The sequence below is a fragment of the Winslowiella iniecta genome (assembly GCF_001267535.1).
GTDB classification, from domain to species: domain Bacteria; phylum Pseudomonadota; class Gammaproteobacteria; order Enterobacterales; family Enterobacteriaceae; genus Erwinia; species Erwinia iniecta.
The window spans coordinates 60,280-78,054 of sequence record NZ_JRXE01000019.1 but is presented as its reverse complement, the minus strand read 5'-3'; the positions used below and the strand labels follow the sequence as shown (position 1 = coordinate 78,054).

Here is a 17,775-nt window from a genome sequence, read left to right as displayed (position 1 = left end):
ATTATTATCAAAAATGGGATAATTAATGCGTCCGGCTCTCGATTTTAATTCCCTGAAAGTGTTCATTGCCGTGGTTGAAAAAGAAAGTTTTGTAGGGGCGGCAAAGCTCCTTGAAATGCCAACATCAAATGTTAGTCGTTTTATTTCTCAGTTAGAAGAAAAGCTAAATCTTCAGCTTATCGAGCGCAGCACCCGACATATGAAGCTCACCGAGGCGGGGCACCTGCTCTCTACCCGAGCGAAGCCATTACTTGAGGCGCTTGAGCAAACTGAGACAGAATTAACGTTGCGGCAAATGCAACTCAAGGGCCCATTGCGTATCTGTATTCCCAATGAAATAGGTCCTGCATTGCTGGGTTCGGTTATTGCCGATTTCGCCTGTCAGCATCCGGACCTGGAAATTGGCTGTGTCACAAATTTATCAGGTTTCGAATCCCTGCGAGACGATCTCGATTTAGCTATTATTATTACCCGTGGTCAGTTGGATGACAGTGATTATATTGCACGTCATCTGATGACTATCCCCTGCACCATTGTTGCAGCTCCCTGCGTCATTCAGCGTTATGGCATCCCTGCTTATATCCAGCAGTTTGAAGAATTACCCTGTATTACTACAGTAAGCGCACTGAAAGGTGCCCCCTGGCAGTTTGTCAATAAAAAGGGGCGGTTCGAGACAATTAAGGTCAACGGGCATTATCGGGTAAACAGCGGAGAGATGGCGGGACGAGCTGCGGTAGCAGGTGTCGGTTTTGCAATTTTATCGAAACAAGCCTGCCAGCCCTACATTAGCGATGGACGGTTAATCGAGATTAAGTTTGAACAAATAGCAGCCCCATTACAATTGTTCGCAATTTACTCAGACAGGCGCTACTTGCCCGCTAAAACAAGAGCGCTCATTGATTTTATTCAACAGGAATTAAGCGATATATCCCTGGCAACCTGAGGCGGCACTGAATCGCCACAGAGAGCCCAGTTGGTACCATGAATCTCTGGTCCGCTTTTCGCTCATAGCGGGCCACAGAATTCCAGGACAAAAAGCGGACATTGCGTGTAAATCCACCCCGCTATGTTGTCCCGCCTTTTCACTTATGTGTTTGCTGTTCATCGCTTATCCATTTTGATGGCTTCAATAACGTACATGCATACTTCGGTGCCGACCGAAGCAACATGCCTCCGTCATCATTAAACTGTCCGAAAATTAACGACGGAGCGAACCATGATTGCAGTACTTTTTGAGGCAGATGCCCTGCCAGAGGCGCAGGAAAGATATCTTCAGCTTGCTTCGGAGCTGAAGCCTCTCTTAGCCGACACACCCGGTTTTATTTCAATTGAGCGTTTCCAGAGTCTGACAACGCCCGGAAAGATTCTCTCTTTGTCGTGGTGGGAAGATGAGGAGTCTGTAGCCGGATGGAAGCGGAATGTGATGCATCAAGCCGCGCAGAAAGAGGGTAAGCAGTCGATTTTTTCATTCTACAGAATACGGGTAGCCAGCGTATTCCGTGATTACTCTTCTGATAAGGGAACAAATCAGCATGTATGACATTCACGTTATTCTCAAAAATAGCCCGGGCTCACTTGGTTCACTGGGTAGTGTACTGGGCGAAAACGGTGTGGGGCTTGAAGGTGGCGGCGTATTTACAGCACCTGAAGGCGGGCATGCACACTTCCTGGTGGAAGACGGTTATAAAGCACGCAAGGTGCTGACTGACGCCGGCTTTGAAGTCTGCAATGTTTGTCGTCCTCTGGTAAGGAAATTACCTCAGGAACGGCCCGGAGAGCTGGGAGAAATAGCTGACACAATTGCCCGGAACGGCATCAATATTCTGGTACAGTACAGCGACCACATTAACCGGCTCATTCTCATTACGGATGATGATGCACGTGCAGCCGAAGTAACCCGAAAATGGGCAATATTTTCTGAATGAACCTCGTTAAAACACCGCGCGACAGTGAGCCGGATGATGTTCTGGAAACATCCATGGCAACGGTAGCCTCTGCCCTGTCTGAGCCGTCAAGGGTCAGCATTCTGTGCGCGCTGATGGACGGGCGCGCGTGGACAGCCACCGAACTCAGCGTAGTGGCTGGCATAGCAGCCTCGACGGCCAGCGGGCATCTGAACCGACTTCTCAGCAACGGTCTGATCATTTGCCTGACACAGGGGCGTCACAGGTATTACAGCCTTGCGGGTCATCATATCGCCGGACTGCTGGAGAACCTGATGGGAGTTTCCATGGGAACTCCTAAGGCACCTGTTTCCAGTACGCCGGTCTGTCTTCGTTACGCACGAACCTGCTATGACCATCTGGCAGGCGAGCTTGCAGTCAGTATTTATGAATTTATGCTGCATGAAAACTGGCTTGCAGCAGATGGCTCGGAACTGACATTGGCCGGCAAAAGGCATGTTGAGAAAATGGGCGTCGTGCTGAATTCACGCACGCGCCGCAAATTCTGCTGCCCCTGTCTGGACTGGAGTGAGCGGCGTTTCCACCTCGGCGGTGACGCTGGCTCAGCCCTGTTTACACTTTTCCTGCAAAAAGAATGGGTAACGCGTACACAGGGATATCGTGAAGTGAACGTAACCGATTCAGGCCGGGTTGCAATATATCGGCTGTTTAAGCTGAAAATCACCTGATCTTAAGTCATGTACCGCTTGATTTGATCAGGTGAATTAAGATGCCTTCATCTTACATAGCCATTTTACGTAAAAGGTCAGCATCTCGCTCACAGCAGAACTTTAGTCCAATTTGGGCTGATCTGTGCCAGATATAGTCATTCGCGCCCTGAGAATGACACTTTTAAGTGATTCAGGGTATGCGCTTACTGGTTACGAATATTGTGCCAGAATCATGTGATGTGATGATTGCCGCTTTGCTTTCGAGCCAGTAAGTGCTCCACGCTCGCTAACGAATACTCAGGGCATGCAGATAAACTGCTGACTATATTTCTTTCGAAGAACGTGGAATGCATACCAATCCCCGATAAAAAGGAGTTGGTGATGACTGCGATAGATCAGTTTGCTGCTCATGTTGGTCTGGACTGGGCGGATATAAAGCACGATGTTTGTGTTCAGTTTAAAAACGGTGAGCGCATATTCCATGTGATTGAACACACGCCGGAAGCGCTTGATATCTGGCTTAACGAGTTACACCAAAAGGTGAAAGGCAGGATCGCTATCGCCCTTGAACTGAAGAAAGGCCCAGTGGTGTATGCTCTCCAGAAGTACCCATTTGTCACTGTTTTCCCTGTGCACGCGTTGTCACTGGCCCGCTATCGGCAGACCTTCTGGCCCAGCGGCGCGAAGGATGATCCACAGGATGCTGAGTTAGCGTTAGAGCTAATGCTACGATATCCCCAAAAGATAAAAGCCATAGAACCCAACAATGCTGATATCCGGTTGCTACAACAGCTGGTTGAACAGCGTCGACTTCTGGTCGAAGACAAACGCCGCTTTTAAAACGTGCCCGAAGCGATACTGTCCGTCATTTTCTAAATGCCAGAGGTGGCTCCGCTGCTGCGCACACAGAACATCGTGTGACCAAAATTGCTGAAGCTGTTCCACTGACCACTGACAAAAGTGTCATCGAGGCCAATGCATTAATGGCAACTGCACTGGCAATGCAAATCAAACTAGTGGGTGAAATTATCCAGACTTACAACGAACGAATCGAAGCGTTGTTCGATACCCTGCCGGATGCAAACCTGTTTGTGTCCCTTCCAGGGATGGGGCCTTGCATGGGTCCGCGAATGCTGGCAGCACTGAGCGATAACCGTAACCGGTTTAACAGTGCCGAAGAAATTCAAAACTACGCGGGCATAGCACCTGTGACCGAACGAAGCGGTCAAAAATCATGGAGACACTGGCGCTGGCAATGTGCCAAATTTGTCAGGCAGACATTCGTTGAATGGGCAGCGAAGACCGTTAATTCATCGTACTGGGCCAAACTGTATTATCAGAGACAACGAGAAAAGGGTAAATCTCATCAATCCTCCATCCGGGCTCTGGCATTCAAGTGGATAAGGATCATTTACCGCTGCTGGAAGAGTAGAACCCGTTACGATGAGGCAAAATACTTACTGGCACTCAAAGCGCGAAATTCGCCCTTGCTGAAGCCATAAGAAGCTTGTCGAAAGTCTCAGGGCGTGAAGCGGACATTTTAAACCCTTCGGTAAGCTGATGCAGAAGGCCCATCAATCCATAAAGCGACAATTGATAACTTATCGCTTCCCTCTGTTGCTGTCCGCTGTGCCAAAGCGGCAATCCCCTTCTCTCCCTGTTATCAATCGGCGAATTAAGCTGCAAAATTAACGCACTGACAGTCATTTGTTTGATGGCAAAACAGGCTATTTTATCCTGTATAATTGCTTTTGACATTTTCACCCGCGTTTTACACACTGTAAAAATACCCACTACTCCAGGAGACCCGCCCATTGGAAGCCAGCGCGATTTATAGTCTGTTTATCATCGGTTCCGTGCTGGTCGCATCGAGCATCCTGCTAAGTTCTTTCTCCTCGCGGTTGGGCATTCCGATTCTGGTGATCTTCCTGGCACTTGGCATGCTGGCCGGCGTCGACGGTATCGGCGGCATTGCTTTTGATAACTATCCGGCGGCCTATCTGGTTTCCAACCTGGCACTGGCGATTATTCTGCTGGACGGCGGCGTACGCACGCAAGCCAGCTCGTTTAAAGTGGCATTAGGGCCGGCGCTGTCGCTGGCGACCATTGGCGTACTGATCACTGCGGGTTTAACCGGCATGGTCGCCGCCTGGCTGTTTAAGCTGGATTTGATGCAGGGCTTTCTGGTCGGGGCAATTATTGGTTCAACCGATGCGGCGGCGGTGTTCTCACTGTTGGGCGGCAAAGGCCTGAATGAACGCGTCAGCGCCACGCTGGAGATTGAGTCCGGCAGTAATGACCCGATGGCGGTGTTTCTGACCATCACCCTGATTGACATGATTCAGCAGGGGCAAAGCGGCCTGAGCTGGATGTTTGTGGTGCACCTGGTGCAGCAATTTGGCCTCGGTATTGTGCTAGGACTGGGCGGTGGCTGGGCAGTGCAGCAGTTAATCAACCGTATTTCTCTCGCCCACGGTCTCTATCCGCTGCTGGCGCTGAGCGGCGGCATTCTGGTGTTTGCCCTGACCACCGTACTGGAAGGCAGCGGCATTCTGGCGGTTTATCTGTGCGGTTTTGTGCTGGGCAACCGCCCGATCCGTAACCGCCACGGTATCCTGCAAACGTTCGACGGCATGGCCTGGCTGAGTCAAATCGGCATGTTTCTGGTGCTCGGTCTGCTGGTCACGCCATCGGATCTGTGGCATATCGCCATTCCGGCGATGATTCTGTCGCTGTGGCTGATTCTGGTGGCGCGTCCGCTGTCGATCCTCGTCGGCCTGATGCCGTTTCGTGGTTTTAATATTCGCGAGCGCTTCTTTATCAGCTGGGTCGGGCTGCGCGGTGCGGTACCGATTATTCTGGCGGTGTTTCCGATGATGGCCGGGCTGGAAAACGCCCGACTGTTCTTTAATATTGCCTTTTTTGTGGTGCTGGTTTCCCTGATGTTGCAGGGAACTTCTCTCGGTTACGCCGCACGTAAAGCGCGGGTCGTGGTGCCACCGACCGGCGTACCGATTAGCCGGGTCGGCCTCGATATTCATCCGGAAAATCCCTGGGAGCAGTTTGTCTATCAGCTTAGCGCGGATAAATGGTGTGTCGGCGCAGCGCTGCGCGATCTGCATATGCCGCGTGAAACACGGATTGCCGCCCTGTTTCGTGACAATCTGCTGCTGCACCCCACCGGTAACACCCGACTGAAAGAGGGGGATGTGCTCTGTGTGATTGGTCGTGAACGCGATCTTCCGGCGCTGGGCAAACTGTTCAGCCAGTCGCCACCGGTCTCCCTTGACCAGCGCTTCTTTGGTGACTTTATTCTCGAAGCCGACGCCCGTTTGCGCGATGTTTCGCAAATCTACGGTCTTGAGCTGGATGAAGAGACCGACGATCAACAGACGCTGGGGCACTTAATTCTCGGCATGATTGGCGGCGCACCGGTCGTCGGTGATCAGGTGGAATGGAAATCGCTGGTGTGGACGGTGGCAGAAAAACTGGATAATCAGGTGATTAAGATTGGCGTGCGCGTCGCGGAAGACAAGGATTAATCCGAGTCGCCACGACTCGATATTCTTCCCTTAACGACTAAACTTACTGTTCACGTCTTTCCTGAGGGAGAATGATATGGGGCATGTACTCAAAATTGGTCGCTATGAGATTATTGATGCAGAAATGGATACTGAAAACCTCGACACCATCAGTATTCCCTGCAACACCAATCCCGGTCTCAGCTATCAACTTGATGGCTGGGACACTGAGACCAGCGTTCCCGCGTGGATTGACGGTAACCCGGTCGATCTGGACGTTGGGCACTACGACAAGCAACACGACCGCTGGATCCTGAAAAAACCGGCCTGATCCCCCGCTGCCGTAGGCTTTTGCTGCGGCAGCGTCTTACCTGATCCATTAAATTTTATGTTACATCTCAATCTGCTGAATTATCAGAATATTATTTTGGCAATAGCTGAATAAGACTGATGTCTATTTCTTTTCAGACTATTACCCTATTAACTAAATCAAATTTGTCCTGCATAATCTTCAGCATTACTGCAAAGATAAGTGAGTTAAATCACACTCCTCAGAATTATCCTGGTGCAGCCTTGCTCACCCTGAATACCAAAAGCAGATCGATTATTAACAATTATCGTTCGTTGCCCGGACTTGCCGTGCGTTCAGGCTAACCCACTACTTGTTATAAGAGAGCAACTATCTATGGAAGAGATGAAAGCCATCACCCGCACGCGACGTTCATACGACCAGCAGGCGATGTTGATGAGTGGCCGCCACCTGTTTTCCCGGCGCTCCTCACAGTTGATGAAACGCGCTTTCGATGTTGTTGTCGCCTCATTCCTGCTGATTTTCCTGGCACCAGCCCTGTTGGTACTTTGGTGGATGGCATCCCGTGAGGGTGGCAAAGCCATTTATGGTCATCAGCGCGTCGGGCAGAATGGCAAGAGTTTTACCTGCTACAAGTTTCGCACCATGGTTGCCAATGCTGATGAGCGACTGGCTCAGTTACTCGCCACCAGTGAACAGGCACAGCGCGACTGGGAGGACGATTTTAAGCTGGAACAGGATCCGCGCATTACCGCCACAGGCATGTTTCTGCGCAGCACCAGCCTCGATAAGCTGCCACAGCTGTGGAACGTGGTGCGGGGGGAGATGAGTCTGGTGGGTCCGCGCCCCTTAATGGCGGTTGAGCTGGAACGTTACGCGACTCACGCCGGTTATTATCTGGCGGCAAAACCGGGTATCACCGGCCTGTGGCAGGCTGAAGGACGTCAGGGTAAAGATTACGGCACCCGTGCACATTATGATGCACTCTACGTTAACAACTGGACATTGTGGTCAGACAGCCGAATCCTGTGTAAATCGGCCGGGCAATTATTTTGCGGTAAACCGCGCTGATCGATGACCACCCCGGTGATATTAATGCGTTTTATGTCAACACGCATTAATATCACCGTCTGTTCCTGCCCCGCTGATTAATTTTCTCTTTTCTTTTCGCTGCGTTAGCTCTACCCTGTGCGGCTTGTTTTTTATCGGATTGCGCGCCCTCTTATGCAAAAATTCACTCTGCTCCTGCTGAGTCTTGTTCTGCTGGCTCCGCTTGGCATCGATCTTTATTTGCCAACCCTGCCGCAAATTGCCGAAGGTTTAGCCACCCCGGTCAGTAATATTCAGACCACTATTCCGCTGTTTTTGCTGGTAATGGGTCTGGGTCAGATTGTTGCCGGTCCACTGGTCGATAATTTTGGCCGTAAACCGATCGCAATTATTGGTCTGCTGCTGTATGTCGCGGGCAGTATTATCGGCGCAACGGCAATCAACTGGCCAATGTTCCTTACCGCCCGTCTGATTCAGGGCATTGCCGTCTGCTGTACTGCGGTAGTGGCCTTTAGCGGCGTGCGTGACCGCCTCGATGGCGAAGAAGCGGCCCGTGCTTACGGCTTTCTTAACGGTGCGCTGAATATTGTTCCGGCGCTGGCACCGATGCTGGGTGGTTTTCTCGCCGACGCCTTTGGCTGGCGCGCGCCTTTCTGGTTCCTCACCAGCTACGCGCTGTTTATTGGCCTGATTGTGGTGTTCTTCCTGCCGGAAACCCGCCCGGCCGATACCCAGCCGGTGAAAGGTTTGCCGCTGCGTCAGTACTGGCAAATCCTGAAGCAACCGCGTTTTCTGGCGTTTGCCTTTGCGAATGCGGGGGCACTGGGCATGGTACTGACCTATGTTTCACTGGCACCGCAGGTGCTGATGACCGAAGGTCAGCTCAGCGCCCTGCAATTCTCCATCGCCTTTGGTGCGAACGGTTTCTGGATTATGCTGGTCAGCGTGGTGGTAAACAAAATGATCCGCAAGGTGGGTCGTCCGGTCTGCCTGGCGATTGGCAGCCTGGCGATGCTGCTCGGTGCGCTGATGCTGTACGGCGGCGTGCTGTTGCTGCCTGAGACCTGGCAGAATAACTGGGCGCTGTATATGCTGCCGGTGGCAGTGTCGGTCGCCGGTCTTGCGTTTACCGTTGGCCCGGCCACCAGCTATGCGCTGGAGCCGTATCAGCAACAGGCTGGCGTCGCGTCAGCACTGGCCGGTTTTATTCAGATGGCCGGCGGCTCATCAGCGGGTTTACTGATGATGTCGCTACCGCTGGCGGAGAAAAGCGCGCTGGCGCTGATGATGCTGGTCGGTGCGGCATTAAGTTTCACCGCCTGGCGTTGCAGTAAAACAGTGCGCGGCCGAATCACCGCGCTCTGATCACTATTCGGTGACGACCGGGACCCGTGGGGCGAGCGCGCACATCAGCTCATAACCCACGGTACCGGCGGCACTGGCGACATCATCGATTTTCACCGCGTTGCCCCACAGCTCCACCTTGCTGCCGATTCCGGCCCGATCACAAGGTGTCAGATCGACCATAATCATATCCATTGATACTGCCCCGACCGTCTGCGTGCGTACGCCATCAACCATCACCGGGGTACCGGTTGGCGCATGACGTGGATAGCCATCGGCATAGCCACAGGCCACCGCCCCGATACGCTGGGCAGCGGACGCACGATAGCGACTGCCGTAACCGACACCATCGCCCGCCTGCAAATTTTGAATGCCGATAATTTCGCTGCTAAGGGTCATCGCCGGTTGCAGACCACTGCCGGCGATATCCTGCCACTGTCCGCTCGGCGACGCGCCATACAGAATGATACCGGGGCGCACCCAGTCAAAATGGGTTTCCGGATGCCACATTGTGGCAGCCGAGTTGGCCAGCGAGCGTCGGCAGTTCAGCCCTTCCGCCGCCTGCTCAACGCGCTGCATCGGGACAGTCACTCCTTCCGGCTGCTCTGCCTCAGCAAAGTGCGCCATCAAGGTCATTTCCGCAACATTATCCAGCGCACGCAATTTTTGCCACGCGTTGTAAACCATCTCCGGCTGAAAGCCTAAACGGTTCATACCGCTGTTCATTTTGACGTAGATATCCAGCGGTGCTGACAGCTGCGCTTCAGCAATCGCCTTAATCTGCCAGTTACTGTGGACACTGGTCGTCAGCCGGTAGCGGTCAATGATTTCCAGCTCATCGCGATGGAAAAAACCCTCCAGCAGCAGAATCGGTTTCTTCCAGCCGCGCTCGCGCAGCAAAATCGCCTCTTCCAGATTCAGTAGCGCAAAGCCATCGGTATCTGAAAAACTTTGCCAGACGCGATCGATACCGTGACCATAGGCATTTGCCTTAACCACTGACCACACGCGGGAATTCGCGGCAGCCTGGCGAACGATCGCCAGATTTTGTCGCAACGCGGCTGTATGAATGGTTGCGACAATCGGACGTGACATAACCTCTCCTTGTAACCCTTAACGCGAAACGTTAGCACTCTGTAACGGTGTGCTGCCTGATGCGGTAAATCCCGGCAGATAGCGCATCACTGACAAGTCGTCGGCGGCGATGGCCGGGGTCTGTCCAGAAATGATATCAGAAAGCAGCTGGCCTGAACCGCATGCCATGGTCCATCCGAGCGTTCCGTGACCGGTATTCAAAAAAAGATTTTTTAGCGGCGTCCGTCCGACAATTGGCGTGCCGTCTGGCGTCATGGGACGCAGTCCGCTCCAGAACGTCGCCTGTTCAATATGGCCGCCCTGTGGATAGAGGTCGCGCACCACCATTTCCAGCGTTTCACGACGTGCTGGCAGTAACTGATTGTTGTAGCCGACGATTTCCGCCATCCCGCCGACGCGTATCCGCTGATCGAAACGGGTAATCGCCACTTTATAGCTTTCGTCCAGCACGGTGGAAACCGGCGCGCTCGCTTCGTCATTGATGGGAATGGTCAGCGAATAGCCTTTAAGCGGATAAACCGGGATATCAAGAATATTGTGCAGCAACGCGGTGGAGAACGAGCCAAACGCCACCACATAAGCATCGGCTTTGATTACTTCATCCCCGCACTTCACGCCATAAATCGCATTACCGTCACGCAGCAAATGGTCGACCGGGGTATCAAAACGGAATGTCACACCCGCCGCAGCGGCCATATCTGCCAGATGACGGGTGAATAACTGGCAATCGCCGGTTTCATCGTTTGGCAGGCGTAACCCGCCGGTCAGTTTATGACGGGTCGCCGCCAGCGCCGGTTCCACCGTCGCCAGCTGACTGGCCTCCAGCAGTTGATAAGGCACACCCGCCTGTTGCAGCACCGCAATATCTTTCTCTGCGCTCTGATACTGCTGCTCAGTGCGGAACAGTTGCAGCGTGCCGCCCTGACGCCCTTCATAGGCGATGCCGGTCTGTTCACGCAGCAGCTTCAGGCAGTCACGGCTGTACTCGGCAATCCGCACCATGCGGCTCTTGTTCTGCTGATAGTGGCGCATATCGCAGTTGCGCAGCATCTGCCACATCCACTGCAACTGGAAGCTGCTGCCATCAAGGCGGATCGCCAGCGGCGCATGGCGCTGAAACATCCACTTCACCGCTTTTAACGGCACACCCGGTGCCGCCCAGGGGGCAGCATAGCCGGGTGAAATCTGACCGGCGTTACCGGCGCTGGTTTCCAGTGCAGGTCCGGGCTGGCGATCGATCACCGTTACCTGATGACCGGCCTGCGCCAGATACCAGGCACTGGCGACACCAACCACCCCACTTCCAAGAATGACAACTCGCATAACTACTCCACGGCAGTTAACAAAAGAACAATATACTGTTTAAACAGTCTGGTTTCAGATGATGATACTAACGAAAATCCGTCGCCAGCGCGGTGAACTATTTCACATCTTTTTTACCTTTCAGGTAAGTAAAAATAACTTCAGCCGCAAAATTCGGAATAAAATCTTAGTTTTCGCCCCTTTGCAGTAGCAAATTATGCTGAAGACAGGTTTTTTGACCGCGACCAGCAGAAAAGAAATCCGTGATACAAAAATCTTATAAACAGCACTTTATGCTATAAATGACATTAATAATCGCATCTTCCCGCATTTGAATATTCTTTTTTTCCTCCCGCTCTATTTTGTGCCAAATATTTCATTTGTTTTCCTGTTTCGGATGGGAGACAGTGAACTATCATTGATGTATTCGCTCAGATTTTCGGGTTTCTTTGTCGGAAGAAAAACAGAGAAAACTCAGGTCACCATGAAGGGTTATTTTAGCCTCAGCAACAGCTTGAGACTGGAAGCCGATTCACATAAGAGGGTGCGCTATGACGACTATTTTTGACGATGCTATCAGGCACAATAAACGAATCAGTGACGGACCCGACTGGACCTTTGAACTGCTGGATGTCTACCTGGAAGAGATTGACCGTGTCGCAAAACTCTACCGGCTCGACACCTATCCGCATCAGATTGAAGTCATTACCTCCGAACAGATGATGGACGCTTACTCCAGCGTCGGCATGCCGATCAACTATGCCCACTGGTCATTTGGCAAAAAGTTCATCGAAACTGAGCAGCGCTACAAACACGGCCAGCAGGGTCTGGCGTATGAAATCGTCATTAATTCCAACCCCTGCATTGCCTATCTGATGGAAGAGAACACCATTACCATGCAGGCGCTGGTGATGGCGCATGCCTGCTATGGCCATAACTCTTTTTTTAAGAATAACTACCTGTTCCGCAGCTGGACTGACGCCAGCTCGATTGTCGATTATCTGCTGTTTGCCCGCACCTATATCGCTAAATGTGAAGAGCGTTATGGCGTTGAAGAGGTTGAACGGCTGCTTGATTCCTGCCACGCGCTGATGAACTACGGCGTTGATCGCTATAAACGCCCACAGAAAATCTCGCTACAGGAGGAGAAAGCGCGGCAGAAAAGTCGTGAAGAATATCTGCAAAGTCAGGTGAATACCCTGTGGCGTACCCTGCCGCGCCGTGAGAAAGAGGAAGTGCATACCGAAGCGGCACGCTACCCTTCGGAGCCGCAGGAAAATCTGCTGTACTTTATGGAGAAGAACGCGCCACTGCTGGAGTCATGGCAGCGTGAAGTGTTGCGTATTGTGCGAAAGGTCAGCCAGTACTTCTATCCACAGAAACAAACCCAGGTGATGAACGAAGGCTGGGCGACATTCTGGCACTACACCATCCTCAATCACCTGTATGACGAAGGTAAAGTGTCAGAACGCTTTATGCTGGAGTTTTTGCACAGCCACACCAATGTGGTGTATCAGCCGCCGTATAACAGCCAGTGGTACAGCGGAATTAACCCGTATGCACTTGGCTTTGCCATGTTCCAGGATATTAAGCGCATCTGTCAGTCGCCGACTGAAGAAGATCGCTACTGGTTCCCGGATATTGCCGGAAAAGACTGGCTGGAAACGCTGCACTTTGCCATGCGTGAGTTTAAAGATGAGAGCTTTATCAGCCAGTTCCTGTCACCGAAGGTGATGCGTGATTTCCGTCTGTTTACCGTGCTGGATGACGATCGCAATAATTATCTGGAAATTGCCGCTATCCATGACGAAGCCGGTTATCGCGCCATTCGTCAGCAGCTTTCCGCTCAGTACAACCTGAGCAATCTGGAGCCAAATATTCAGGTCTATAATGTCGACCTGCGCGGTGACCGTTCGTTAACGTTGCGTTATGTGCCGCAGGATCGTGCGCCGCTGGATAAAAGCCGCCGCGATGTGCTGAAACATGTGCATCGGTTATGGGGTTTTGACGTGCATCTTGAGCAGCAGAATGAAGATGGCAGCACCGAGATTCTCGACCGCTGCCCGCCGCGACCGACGGCGTTGTAACTGGCATCAGGCCGTACGGGCGGCGTTTTCGCCGCCCGTACAAACGCGGTAACCTTATCGGCGGTGATGCGCTAAATCGGCGGGCATAGCTTTCTGCATGCCGTGCCAAATCTCACCACTCTGACGGCCATAATCACGCACCGCATCAACAATCGCATCAAACTGCTGATTCTGGCTGATAGTCATCAGCTGCTGATAAAAATTCTGCGCCAGCTTGCGCGCTTCGGGATTGGAGAAGTAATAACGCCCGACGCGGGTATACAGCCCTTTCAGTCCGTTCAGAATCAGACCATAAATCGGATTGCCGGAGGCAAATGCCAGCCCGCGGAAAATATTATAATCCAGCTCGGTATAAGCTTCGGCGTGATCTTCCACGTGGTTGGCGGTTTCCAGTACCTCTTGCGCCTTTTCCCCGTGATGGCGAATCGCCCGGCGAATAAAGATTGAAGAAATATTGGTACGCACTGACAGTAAATTATCAATCAGCTGCGGAACGCTATCGTGATCGAGACGAGCCAGGGTTTCCAGAATATTCAGCCCGGAGGTTTCCCAGAAATTATTCACGCGCGTCGGCTTGCCGTGCTGAATAGTTAACCAGCCGTCTCGCGCAAGGCGCTGCAACACTTCACGCAGCGTGGTACGAGTGACGCCAATTAATTCTGAAAGTTCGCGCTCTGCGGGTAAAATGGAACCGGGTGGAAAACGGCTATTCCAGATACTCTCAATAATATACTCTTCAGCGAAACCCGCTGGGCTTTGCGCCTTAATGACCATAGCGTTTGTTCTCGTGGCTTTCATACACAGCAAAAAATTCAGCTCATCATACCAGAGCCCCCAGGCATGACATAGCCTGTCCGGGAGGTAAAAAGCGATCGCGGTGAGAAAATTGGAAAATTATCCGCTGCAATAATCATATTGCCTGCTTAAAGGATGCACTTTACCCTTCCTTCTGGTTGATGTTGCATAATAAAAAATGAGGATACGGTTACTGATGGATATCTCTGTCTCACGCGCCATGACGCATAACTTTCTTGGGCAATCGCCAGTGTGGTACAAACTGACGCTACTGGCTTTTCTGGTTATTAATCCACTGCTGTTCTTTTTTATCAGCCCTTTTCTCGCTGGCTGGTTACTGGTGGCAGAGTTTATTTTCACCCTGGCGATGGCGCTGAAATGCTACCCGTTACTGCCGGGCGGTCTGCTGGCACTGGAAGCGATTGCCATCGGCATGGCCAGCCCGCAGCAGGTCAAAGCCGAGCTGGCGGCCAATCTGGAAGTGTTACTGCTGCTGATCTTTATGGTGGCAGGCATTTATTTTATGAAGCAGTTGCTGCTGACACTGTTTACCAAAATGTTGCTGAATATCCAGTCCAAAGTACGCATCGCGCTGGCATTTTGTCTTGCCGCCGCCTTTCTCTCGGCGTTTCTTGATGCGCTGACGGTGATCGCAGTGGTCATCAGCGTGGCGATGGGATTTTATGGCATTTATCACCGCGTGGTGTCGAATGGCAGTGAAGAAATGCGCGCGGATGACAGCGATATCGAAGACGCCGATCACCGCCTGATGCTGGAGAAGTTTCGTAGCTTCCTGCGCAGCCTGATGATGCAGGCAGGCGTCGGCACCGCACTGGGTGGCGTGATGACCATGGTCGGTGAACCGCAAAACCTGATTATTGCCAAAGCTGCTGGCTGGAACTTTAGCGAGTTCTTCCTGCGTATGGCACCGGTCACTGTGCCGGTGCTGATTTGCGGCATTATTACCAGCATATTACTGGAACGTTTTAAAATCTTTGGCTATGGCGAGCCGCTGCCGCAGAAAGTACGGGAAATCCTGCAACAGTACGATCGTCAGTCCACAGCAAAGCGCACCCGCCAGGAGAGCGTTCGCCTGTGGGTACAGGCCGCTATTGGCATCTGGCTGATTATCGCGCTGGCTTTCCATCTGGCAGAAGTCGGATTAATTGGCCTGTCAGTGATTATTCTCGCGACCTCACTGTGCGGCGTCACGGATGAACACGCGATTGGAAAAGCTTTTACGGAAGCATTGCCGTTTACCGCCCTGTTAGCGGTATTTTTCGCCATTGTTGCGGTGATTGTTGAACAGCAGTTATTTAGCCCGATCATCCACTTTGTGCTACAAGCCGATGCTGGCTCACAGCTGACGTGGTTCTACGTTTTCAACGGCCTGCTCTCGTCGATTTCCGATAACGTCTTTGTTGGCTCGGTCTATATTAATGAAGCGAAAAATGCGCTGACCAGCGGGGCAATAAGCCCACAGCAGTTCGAGCTGTTAGCCGTTGCTACCAATACCGGGACTAACCTGCCGTCGGTCGCCACCCCTAACGGTCAGGCCGCCTTTCTGTTCCTGCTCACCTCGGCGCTGGCACCGCTGATTCGTCTCTCTTATGGTCGCATGGTCTGGATGGCGCTGCCCTTCACCCTTGTGCTCTCACTCGTGGGTCTGATGTGCATTGAATTTACCCTGCAACCGATGACGGACTGGTTTCTGCAACAGGGCTGGATCAGTTCAGCCACGCTGTGAAGCAATAATGAATAATTGTTTATTTTAAGTCAGTTATCTGATTAATATTTCGCTGTCGAGGCTGGCAGCGAATCGCTTTTGGTTTACACTGCGCTATCAAGGTTTATTGCATGGAAAGACTATGTTGCGATTTTTAAATCAATGCTCCAGAGGACGTGGCGCCTGGTTACTGATGGCGTTTACCGCTTTTGCGCTGGAAATGGTAGCGCTCTGGTTCCAGCATGGCATGGGGCTAAAACCCTGCGTGATGTGTATTTACGAGCGCGCGGCCTTATTTGGCGTGATGGGAGCAGGTATCGTCGGCGCGATTGCGCCAAAGAGTCCATTGCGCTTCGCCGCAATCGCTATCTGGCTTTACAGCGCATGGGAAGGGGTACGCCTCGCGTATGAGCACACCATGATTCAGCTGCATCCGAACCCGTTTGTCACCTGCGATTTTGCCGCACGTTTCCCGAGCTGGTTACCGCTGGATAAATGGCTGCCGTCGGTTTTTGTTGCCTCTGGCGACTGCGCGGAGCGATCCTGGTCTTTCCTGACTTTCAGTATGCCGCAATGGATGCTGGTAATCTTTGCCGCTTATCTGGCGGTTGGCGTTCTGGTGTTAATCGCTCAGCCGTTTAAGCCGAAGCGTCGCGACCTGTTCTCACGCTAAACAGACAGCAAAACGGGCCTGACGGCCCGTTGATTATTTTGCCCAGCTCGGGCGATTCATGATGTGATCTTCCCAGTCCACCACTTCACTTTCGCGCACCGCAATATGGCGCACCGAAATGCGTTCGGCATGCATCGCCGCCTTTGAACCGCTGCGCAGCGGATGCCAGACCGGCAGGCCCTTCCCTTCGGCCAGCAGGCGATAAGCGCAGCTTGGCGGTAACCAGGAAAAGGTTGGCAGATTGTCGCGCGTCAGCTTGATGCAATCCTCTTCATACTCGAAGCGGCGCTCATAGTTACGGCATTGACAGGTTTTAATATTGAGCTGGTTACAGGCGACATTGGTGAAATAAATTTCATCAGTATCTTCATCCTGCAACTTATTCAGGCAACACTGGCCACAACCATCACACAAGGATTCCCATTCCTCATCGGTCATTTGCTCCAGCGACTTCTGTTGCCAGAAAGGGGTTTGGGTCTCTGTCATCGTTGTGTCCTGATTAGTGAAAACCCGCACCTTATAAAGGGTTCAGGCGTCAGATGCAACCTTTACAGTACGCGCGTCGAGATGCCGTGACCGCCAAGCGACAGTTCTAGCTTGTCGCCAGAGGCCATCGGGCCGACGCCTTCCGGTGTACCGGTAATCACCACATCGCCCGCACGCAGGGTAAAATAACGGCTCATGTAGGCAATCAGCGGCAGAATTTTAGTGATCATATCCGAAGTACTGCCGTGCTGGCGAACTTCACCATTAACCAGCAGCTTCAGTTCGGTGTTTTGCGGGTCGTCCGCAAACTCGCTGGCGGCGATAAAGCCGGACAGCGGACAAGAGTTATCAAAACCTTTGGCCTTTTCCCACGGCTGACCGGCCTTTTTGAGTCCGGACTGCACATCACGCAGCGTAAGGTCGAGGGCGATACCGTAACCGGCAATCGCTTTTGCCACATGCTCTTCCGAGGCATGCTTCAGGTTGGAGCCTATCAGCACCGCCAGCTCAATTTCATGATGCACTGAACCAAACTCTTGCGGAATGGAAATTGGCTGACGCAGATCGCAAATTGCGGTTTCGGGTTTAATAAAAATCACCGGCTCGGTCGGCGTGGCGCTGCCCATCTCTTTAATATGTTTGGCATAATTACTGCCGACACAAACCACTTTGCTGACCGGAAAATCTAACAGTGCGCCTTGCCAGTTACGATGCTGATACATGCTTTTCCCCTGCTTGTGAGTGATTGGCAACGCCAGCACGGCTGCCGGCG

The 17,775-nt window shown here is 52.3% G+C and carries 17 protein-coding genes and 1 pseudogene; 12 read left to right on the top strand and 6 right to left on the bottom strand.

What is annotated here, in order from left to right:
* Positions 1-25 precede the first annotated feature (25 nt).
* From NG42_RS14350 to NG42_RS14330, 5 genes and pseudogenes are all read left to right on the top strand, one after another.
* Positions 26-943 carry a LysR family transcriptional regulator gene (locus NG42_RS14350; protein WP_052900136.1) on the top strand — a complete coding sequence of 306 codons (918 nt, stop codon included), beginning with the start codon at positions 26-28 and terminating at the stop codon, positions 941-943.
* Positions 944-1,216: 273 nt separating this feature from the next.
* Positions 1,217-1,540: an antibiotic biosynthesis monooxygenase family protein gene (locus tag NG42_RS14345; RefSeq protein WP_052900135.1), complete on the top strand. Its 324-nt coding sequence runs from the start codon at positions 1,217-1,219 to the stop codon at positions 1,538-1,540.
* On the top strand, positions 1,533-1,925 hold the full coding sequence (locus tag NG42_RS14340; protein WP_052900134.1) for an amino acid-binding protein: 393 nt from the start codon (positions 1,533-1,535) through the stop codon (positions 1,923-1,925). The genes NG42_RS14345 and NG42_RS14340 overlap by 8 nt, the downstream gene beginning before the upstream one ends.
* On the top strand, positions 1,922-2,632 hold the full coding sequence (locus tag NG42_RS14335; RefSeq protein WP_052900133.1) for an ArsR/SmtB family transcription factor: 711 nt from the start codon (positions 1,922-1,924) through the stop codon (positions 2,630-2,632). The genes NG42_RS14340 and NG42_RS14335 overlap by 4 nt, the downstream gene beginning before the upstream one ends.
* Positions 2,633-2,995: 363 nt before the next feature.
* Positions 2,996-4,116, top strand: a pseudogene (locus NG42_RS14330) (IS110 family RNA-guided transposase).
* Here NG42_RS14330 and NG42_RS14325 read toward each other — a convergent pair.
* Positions 4,082-4,372, bottom strand: a complete 291-nt coding sequence (locus NG42_RS14325) for a hypothetical protein (RefSeq protein ID WP_156322137.1) — start codon at positions 4,370-4,372, stop codon at positions 4,082-4,084. The pseudogene NG42_RS14330 and the gene NG42_RS14325 sit on opposite strands and share 35 nt — an antisense overlap.
* Before the next feature lie 56 nt (positions 4,373-4,428).
* On the opposite strand from NG42_RS14325, the gene NG42_RS14320 reads away from it, so the two are divergent.
* The 4 genes from NG42_RS14320 to NG42_RS14305 all read left to right on the top strand — a co-directional run bounded on the left by NG42_RS14320 (position 4,429) and on the right by NG42_RS14305 (position 8,860).
* Positions 4,429-6,156 (top strand): potassium/proton antiporter, encoded by a 1,728-nt coding sequence (locus tag NG42_RS14320; RefSeq protein ID WP_052900131.1) that lies wholly within the window; start codon positions 4,429-4,431, stop codon positions 6,154-6,156.
* Between the two features lie 76 nt (positions 6,157-6,232).
* Positions 6,233-6,466 carry a DUF1480 family protein gene (locus NG42_RS14315; protein ID WP_052900130.1) on the top strand — a complete coding sequence of 78 codons (234 nt, stop codon included), beginning with the start codon at positions 6,233-6,235 and terminating at the stop codon, positions 6,464-6,466.
* 354 nt (positions 6,467-6,820) lie between these two features.
* Positions 6,821-7,516: a sugar transferase gene (locus NG42_RS14310; protein WP_052900129.1), complete on the top strand. Its 696-nt coding sequence runs from the start codon at positions 6,821-6,823 to the stop codon at positions 7,514-7,516.
* A gap of 153 nt (positions 7,517-7,669) precedes the next feature.
* Complete coding sequence (locus NG42_RS14305) at positions 7,670-8,860, top strand: multidrug effflux MFS transporter (RefSeq protein WP_052900128.1); 1,191 nt, start codon at positions 7,670-7,672, stop codon at positions 8,858-8,860.
* Between the two features lie 3 nt (positions 8,861-8,863).
* Here the strand turns inward: NG42_RS14305 and dadX are convergent, their stop codons facing one another.
* Together dadX and NG42_RS14295 are read right to left on the bottom strand one after the other, a co-directional pair.
* Positions 8,864-9,934 (bottom strand): catabolic alanine racemase DadX, encoded by a 1,071-nt coding sequence (gene dadX / locus NG42_RS14300; RefSeq protein WP_052900127.1) that lies wholly within the window; start codon positions 9,932-9,934, stop codon positions 8,864-8,866.
* An 18-nt stretch (positions 9,935-9,952) separates the two neighbouring features.
* Positions 9,953-11,257 (bottom strand): D-amino acid dehydrogenase, encoded by a 1,305-nt coding sequence (locus NG42_RS14295; protein WP_052900126.1) that lies wholly within the window; start codon positions 11,255-11,257, stop codon positions 9,953-9,955.
* A gap of 530 nt (positions 11,258-11,787) precedes the next feature.
* On the opposite strand from NG42_RS14295, the gene NG42_RS14290 reads away from it, so the two are divergent.
* Positions 11,788-13,323, top strand: coding sequence for a SpoVR family protein (locus NG42_RS14290; protein ID WP_052900125.1), 1,536 nt, complete (start codon positions 11,788-11,790; stop codon positions 13,321-13,323).
* Positions 13,324-13,377: 54 nt separating this feature from the next.
* Here the strand turns inward: NG42_RS14290 and fadR are convergent, their stop codons facing one another.
* Positions 13,378-14,097 (bottom strand): fatty acid metabolism transcriptional regulator FadR, encoded by a 720-nt coding sequence (gene fadR, locus NG42_RS14285; RefSeq protein WP_052900124.1) that lies wholly within the window; start codon positions 14,095-14,097, stop codon positions 13,378-13,380.
* Between the two features lie 217 nt (positions 14,098-14,314).
* Here fadR and nhaB point away from each other — a divergent pair, with 217 nt between their 5' ends.
* Positions 14,315-15,865: a sodium/proton antiporter NhaB gene (gene nhaB, locus NG42_RS14280; RefSeq protein ID WP_052900123.1), complete on the top strand. Its 1,551-nt coding sequence runs from the start codon at positions 14,315-14,317 to the stop codon at positions 15,863-15,865.
* 121 nt (positions 15,866-15,986) lie between these two features.
* Positions 15,987-16,517, top strand: coding sequence for a disulfide bond formation protein DsbB (dsbB, locus tag NG42_RS14275; RefSeq protein WP_052900122.1), 531 nt, complete (start codon positions 15,987-15,989; stop codon positions 16,515-16,517).
* Positions 16,518-16,550: 33 nt separating this feature from the next.
* On the opposite strand, the gene NG42_RS14270 is transcribed toward dsbB, so the two are convergent.
* Together NG42_RS14270 and NG42_RS14265 are read right to left on the bottom strand one after the other, a co-directional pair.
* The gene (locus tag NG42_RS14270; protein WP_052900121.1) at positions 16,551-17,003 is read right to left on the bottom strand and encodes a YcgN family cysteine cluster protein; all 453 of its coding nucleotides are present in this window, start codon (positions 17,001-17,003) and stop codon (positions 16,551-16,553) included.
* Positions 17,004-17,065: 62 nt separating this feature from the next.
* Positions 17,066-17,725 carry a fumarylacetoacetate hydrolase family protein gene (locus NG42_RS14265; RefSeq protein WP_052900120.1) on the bottom strand — a complete coding sequence of 220 codons (660 nt, stop codon included), beginning with the start codon at positions 17,723-17,725 and terminating at the stop codon, positions 17,066-17,068.
* Positions 17,726-17,775 lie beyond the last annotated feature (50 nt).

Excerpts from the sequence above, each read along its gene's own strand:
- NG42_RS14350 (WP_052900136.1), top strand. The coding sequence starts at position 26 with ATGCGTCCGGCTCTCGATTTTAATTCCCTGAAAGTGTTCATTGCCGTG.
- NG42_RS14345 (WP_052900135.1), top strand. The coding sequence starts at position 1,217 with ATGATTGCAGTACTTTTTGAGGCAGATGCCCTGCCAGAGGCGCAGGAA.
- NG42_RS14340 (WP_052900134.1), top strand. The coding sequence starts at position 1,533 with ATGTATGACATTCACGTTATTCTCAAAAATAGCCCGGGCTCACTTGGT.
- NG42_RS14335 (WP_052900133.1), top strand. The coding sequence starts at position 1,922 with ATGAACCTCGTTAAAACACCGCGCGACAGTGAGCCGGATGATGTTCTG.
- NG42_RS14325 (WP_156322137.1), bottom strand. The coding sequence starts at position 4,372 with ATGTCAAAAGCAATTATACAGGATAAAATAGCCTGTTTTGCCATCAAA.
- NG42_RS14315 (WP_052900130.1), top strand. The coding sequence starts at position 6,233 with ATGGGGCATGTACTCAAAATTGGTCGCTATGAGATTATTGATGCAGAA.
- NG42_RS14310 (WP_052900129.1), top strand. The coding sequence starts at position 6,821 with ATGGAAGAGATGAAAGCCATCACCCGCACGCGACGTTCATACGACCAG.
- NG42_RS14305 (WP_052900128.1), top strand. The coding sequence starts at position 7,670 with ATGCAAAAATTCACTCTGCTCCTGCTGAGTCTTGTTCTGCTGGCTCCG.
- dadX (WP_052900127.1), bottom strand. The coding sequence starts at position 9,934 with ATGTCACGTCCGATTGTCGCAACCATTCATACAGCCGCGTTGCGACAA.
- NG42_RS14295 (WP_052900126.1), bottom strand. The coding sequence starts at position 11,257 with ATGCGAGTTGTCATTCTTGGAAGTGGGGTGGTTGGTGTCGCCAGTGCC.
- NG42_RS14290 (WP_052900125.1), top strand. The coding sequence starts at position 11,788 with ATGACGACTATTTTTGACGATGCTATCAGGCACAATAAACGAATCAGT.
- fadR (WP_052900124.1), bottom strand. The coding sequence starts at position 14,097 with ATGGTCATTAAGGCGCAAAGCCCAGCGGGTTTCGCTGAAGAGTATATT.
- nhaB (WP_052900123.1), top strand. The coding sequence starts at position 14,315 with ATGGATATCTCTGTCTCACGCGCCATGACGCATAACTTTCTTGGGCAA.
- dsbB (WP_052900122.1), top strand. The coding sequence starts at position 15,987 with ATGTTGCGATTTTTAAATCAATGCTCCAGAGGACGTGGCGCCTGGTTA.
- NG42_RS14270 (WP_052900121.1), bottom strand. The coding sequence starts at position 17,003 with ATGACAGAGACCCAAACCCCTTTCTGGCAACAGAAGTCGCTGGAGCAA.
- NG42_RS14265 (WP_052900120.1), bottom strand. The coding sequence starts at position 17,725 with ATGTATCAGCATCGTAACTGGCAAGGCGCACTGTTAGATTTTCCGGTC.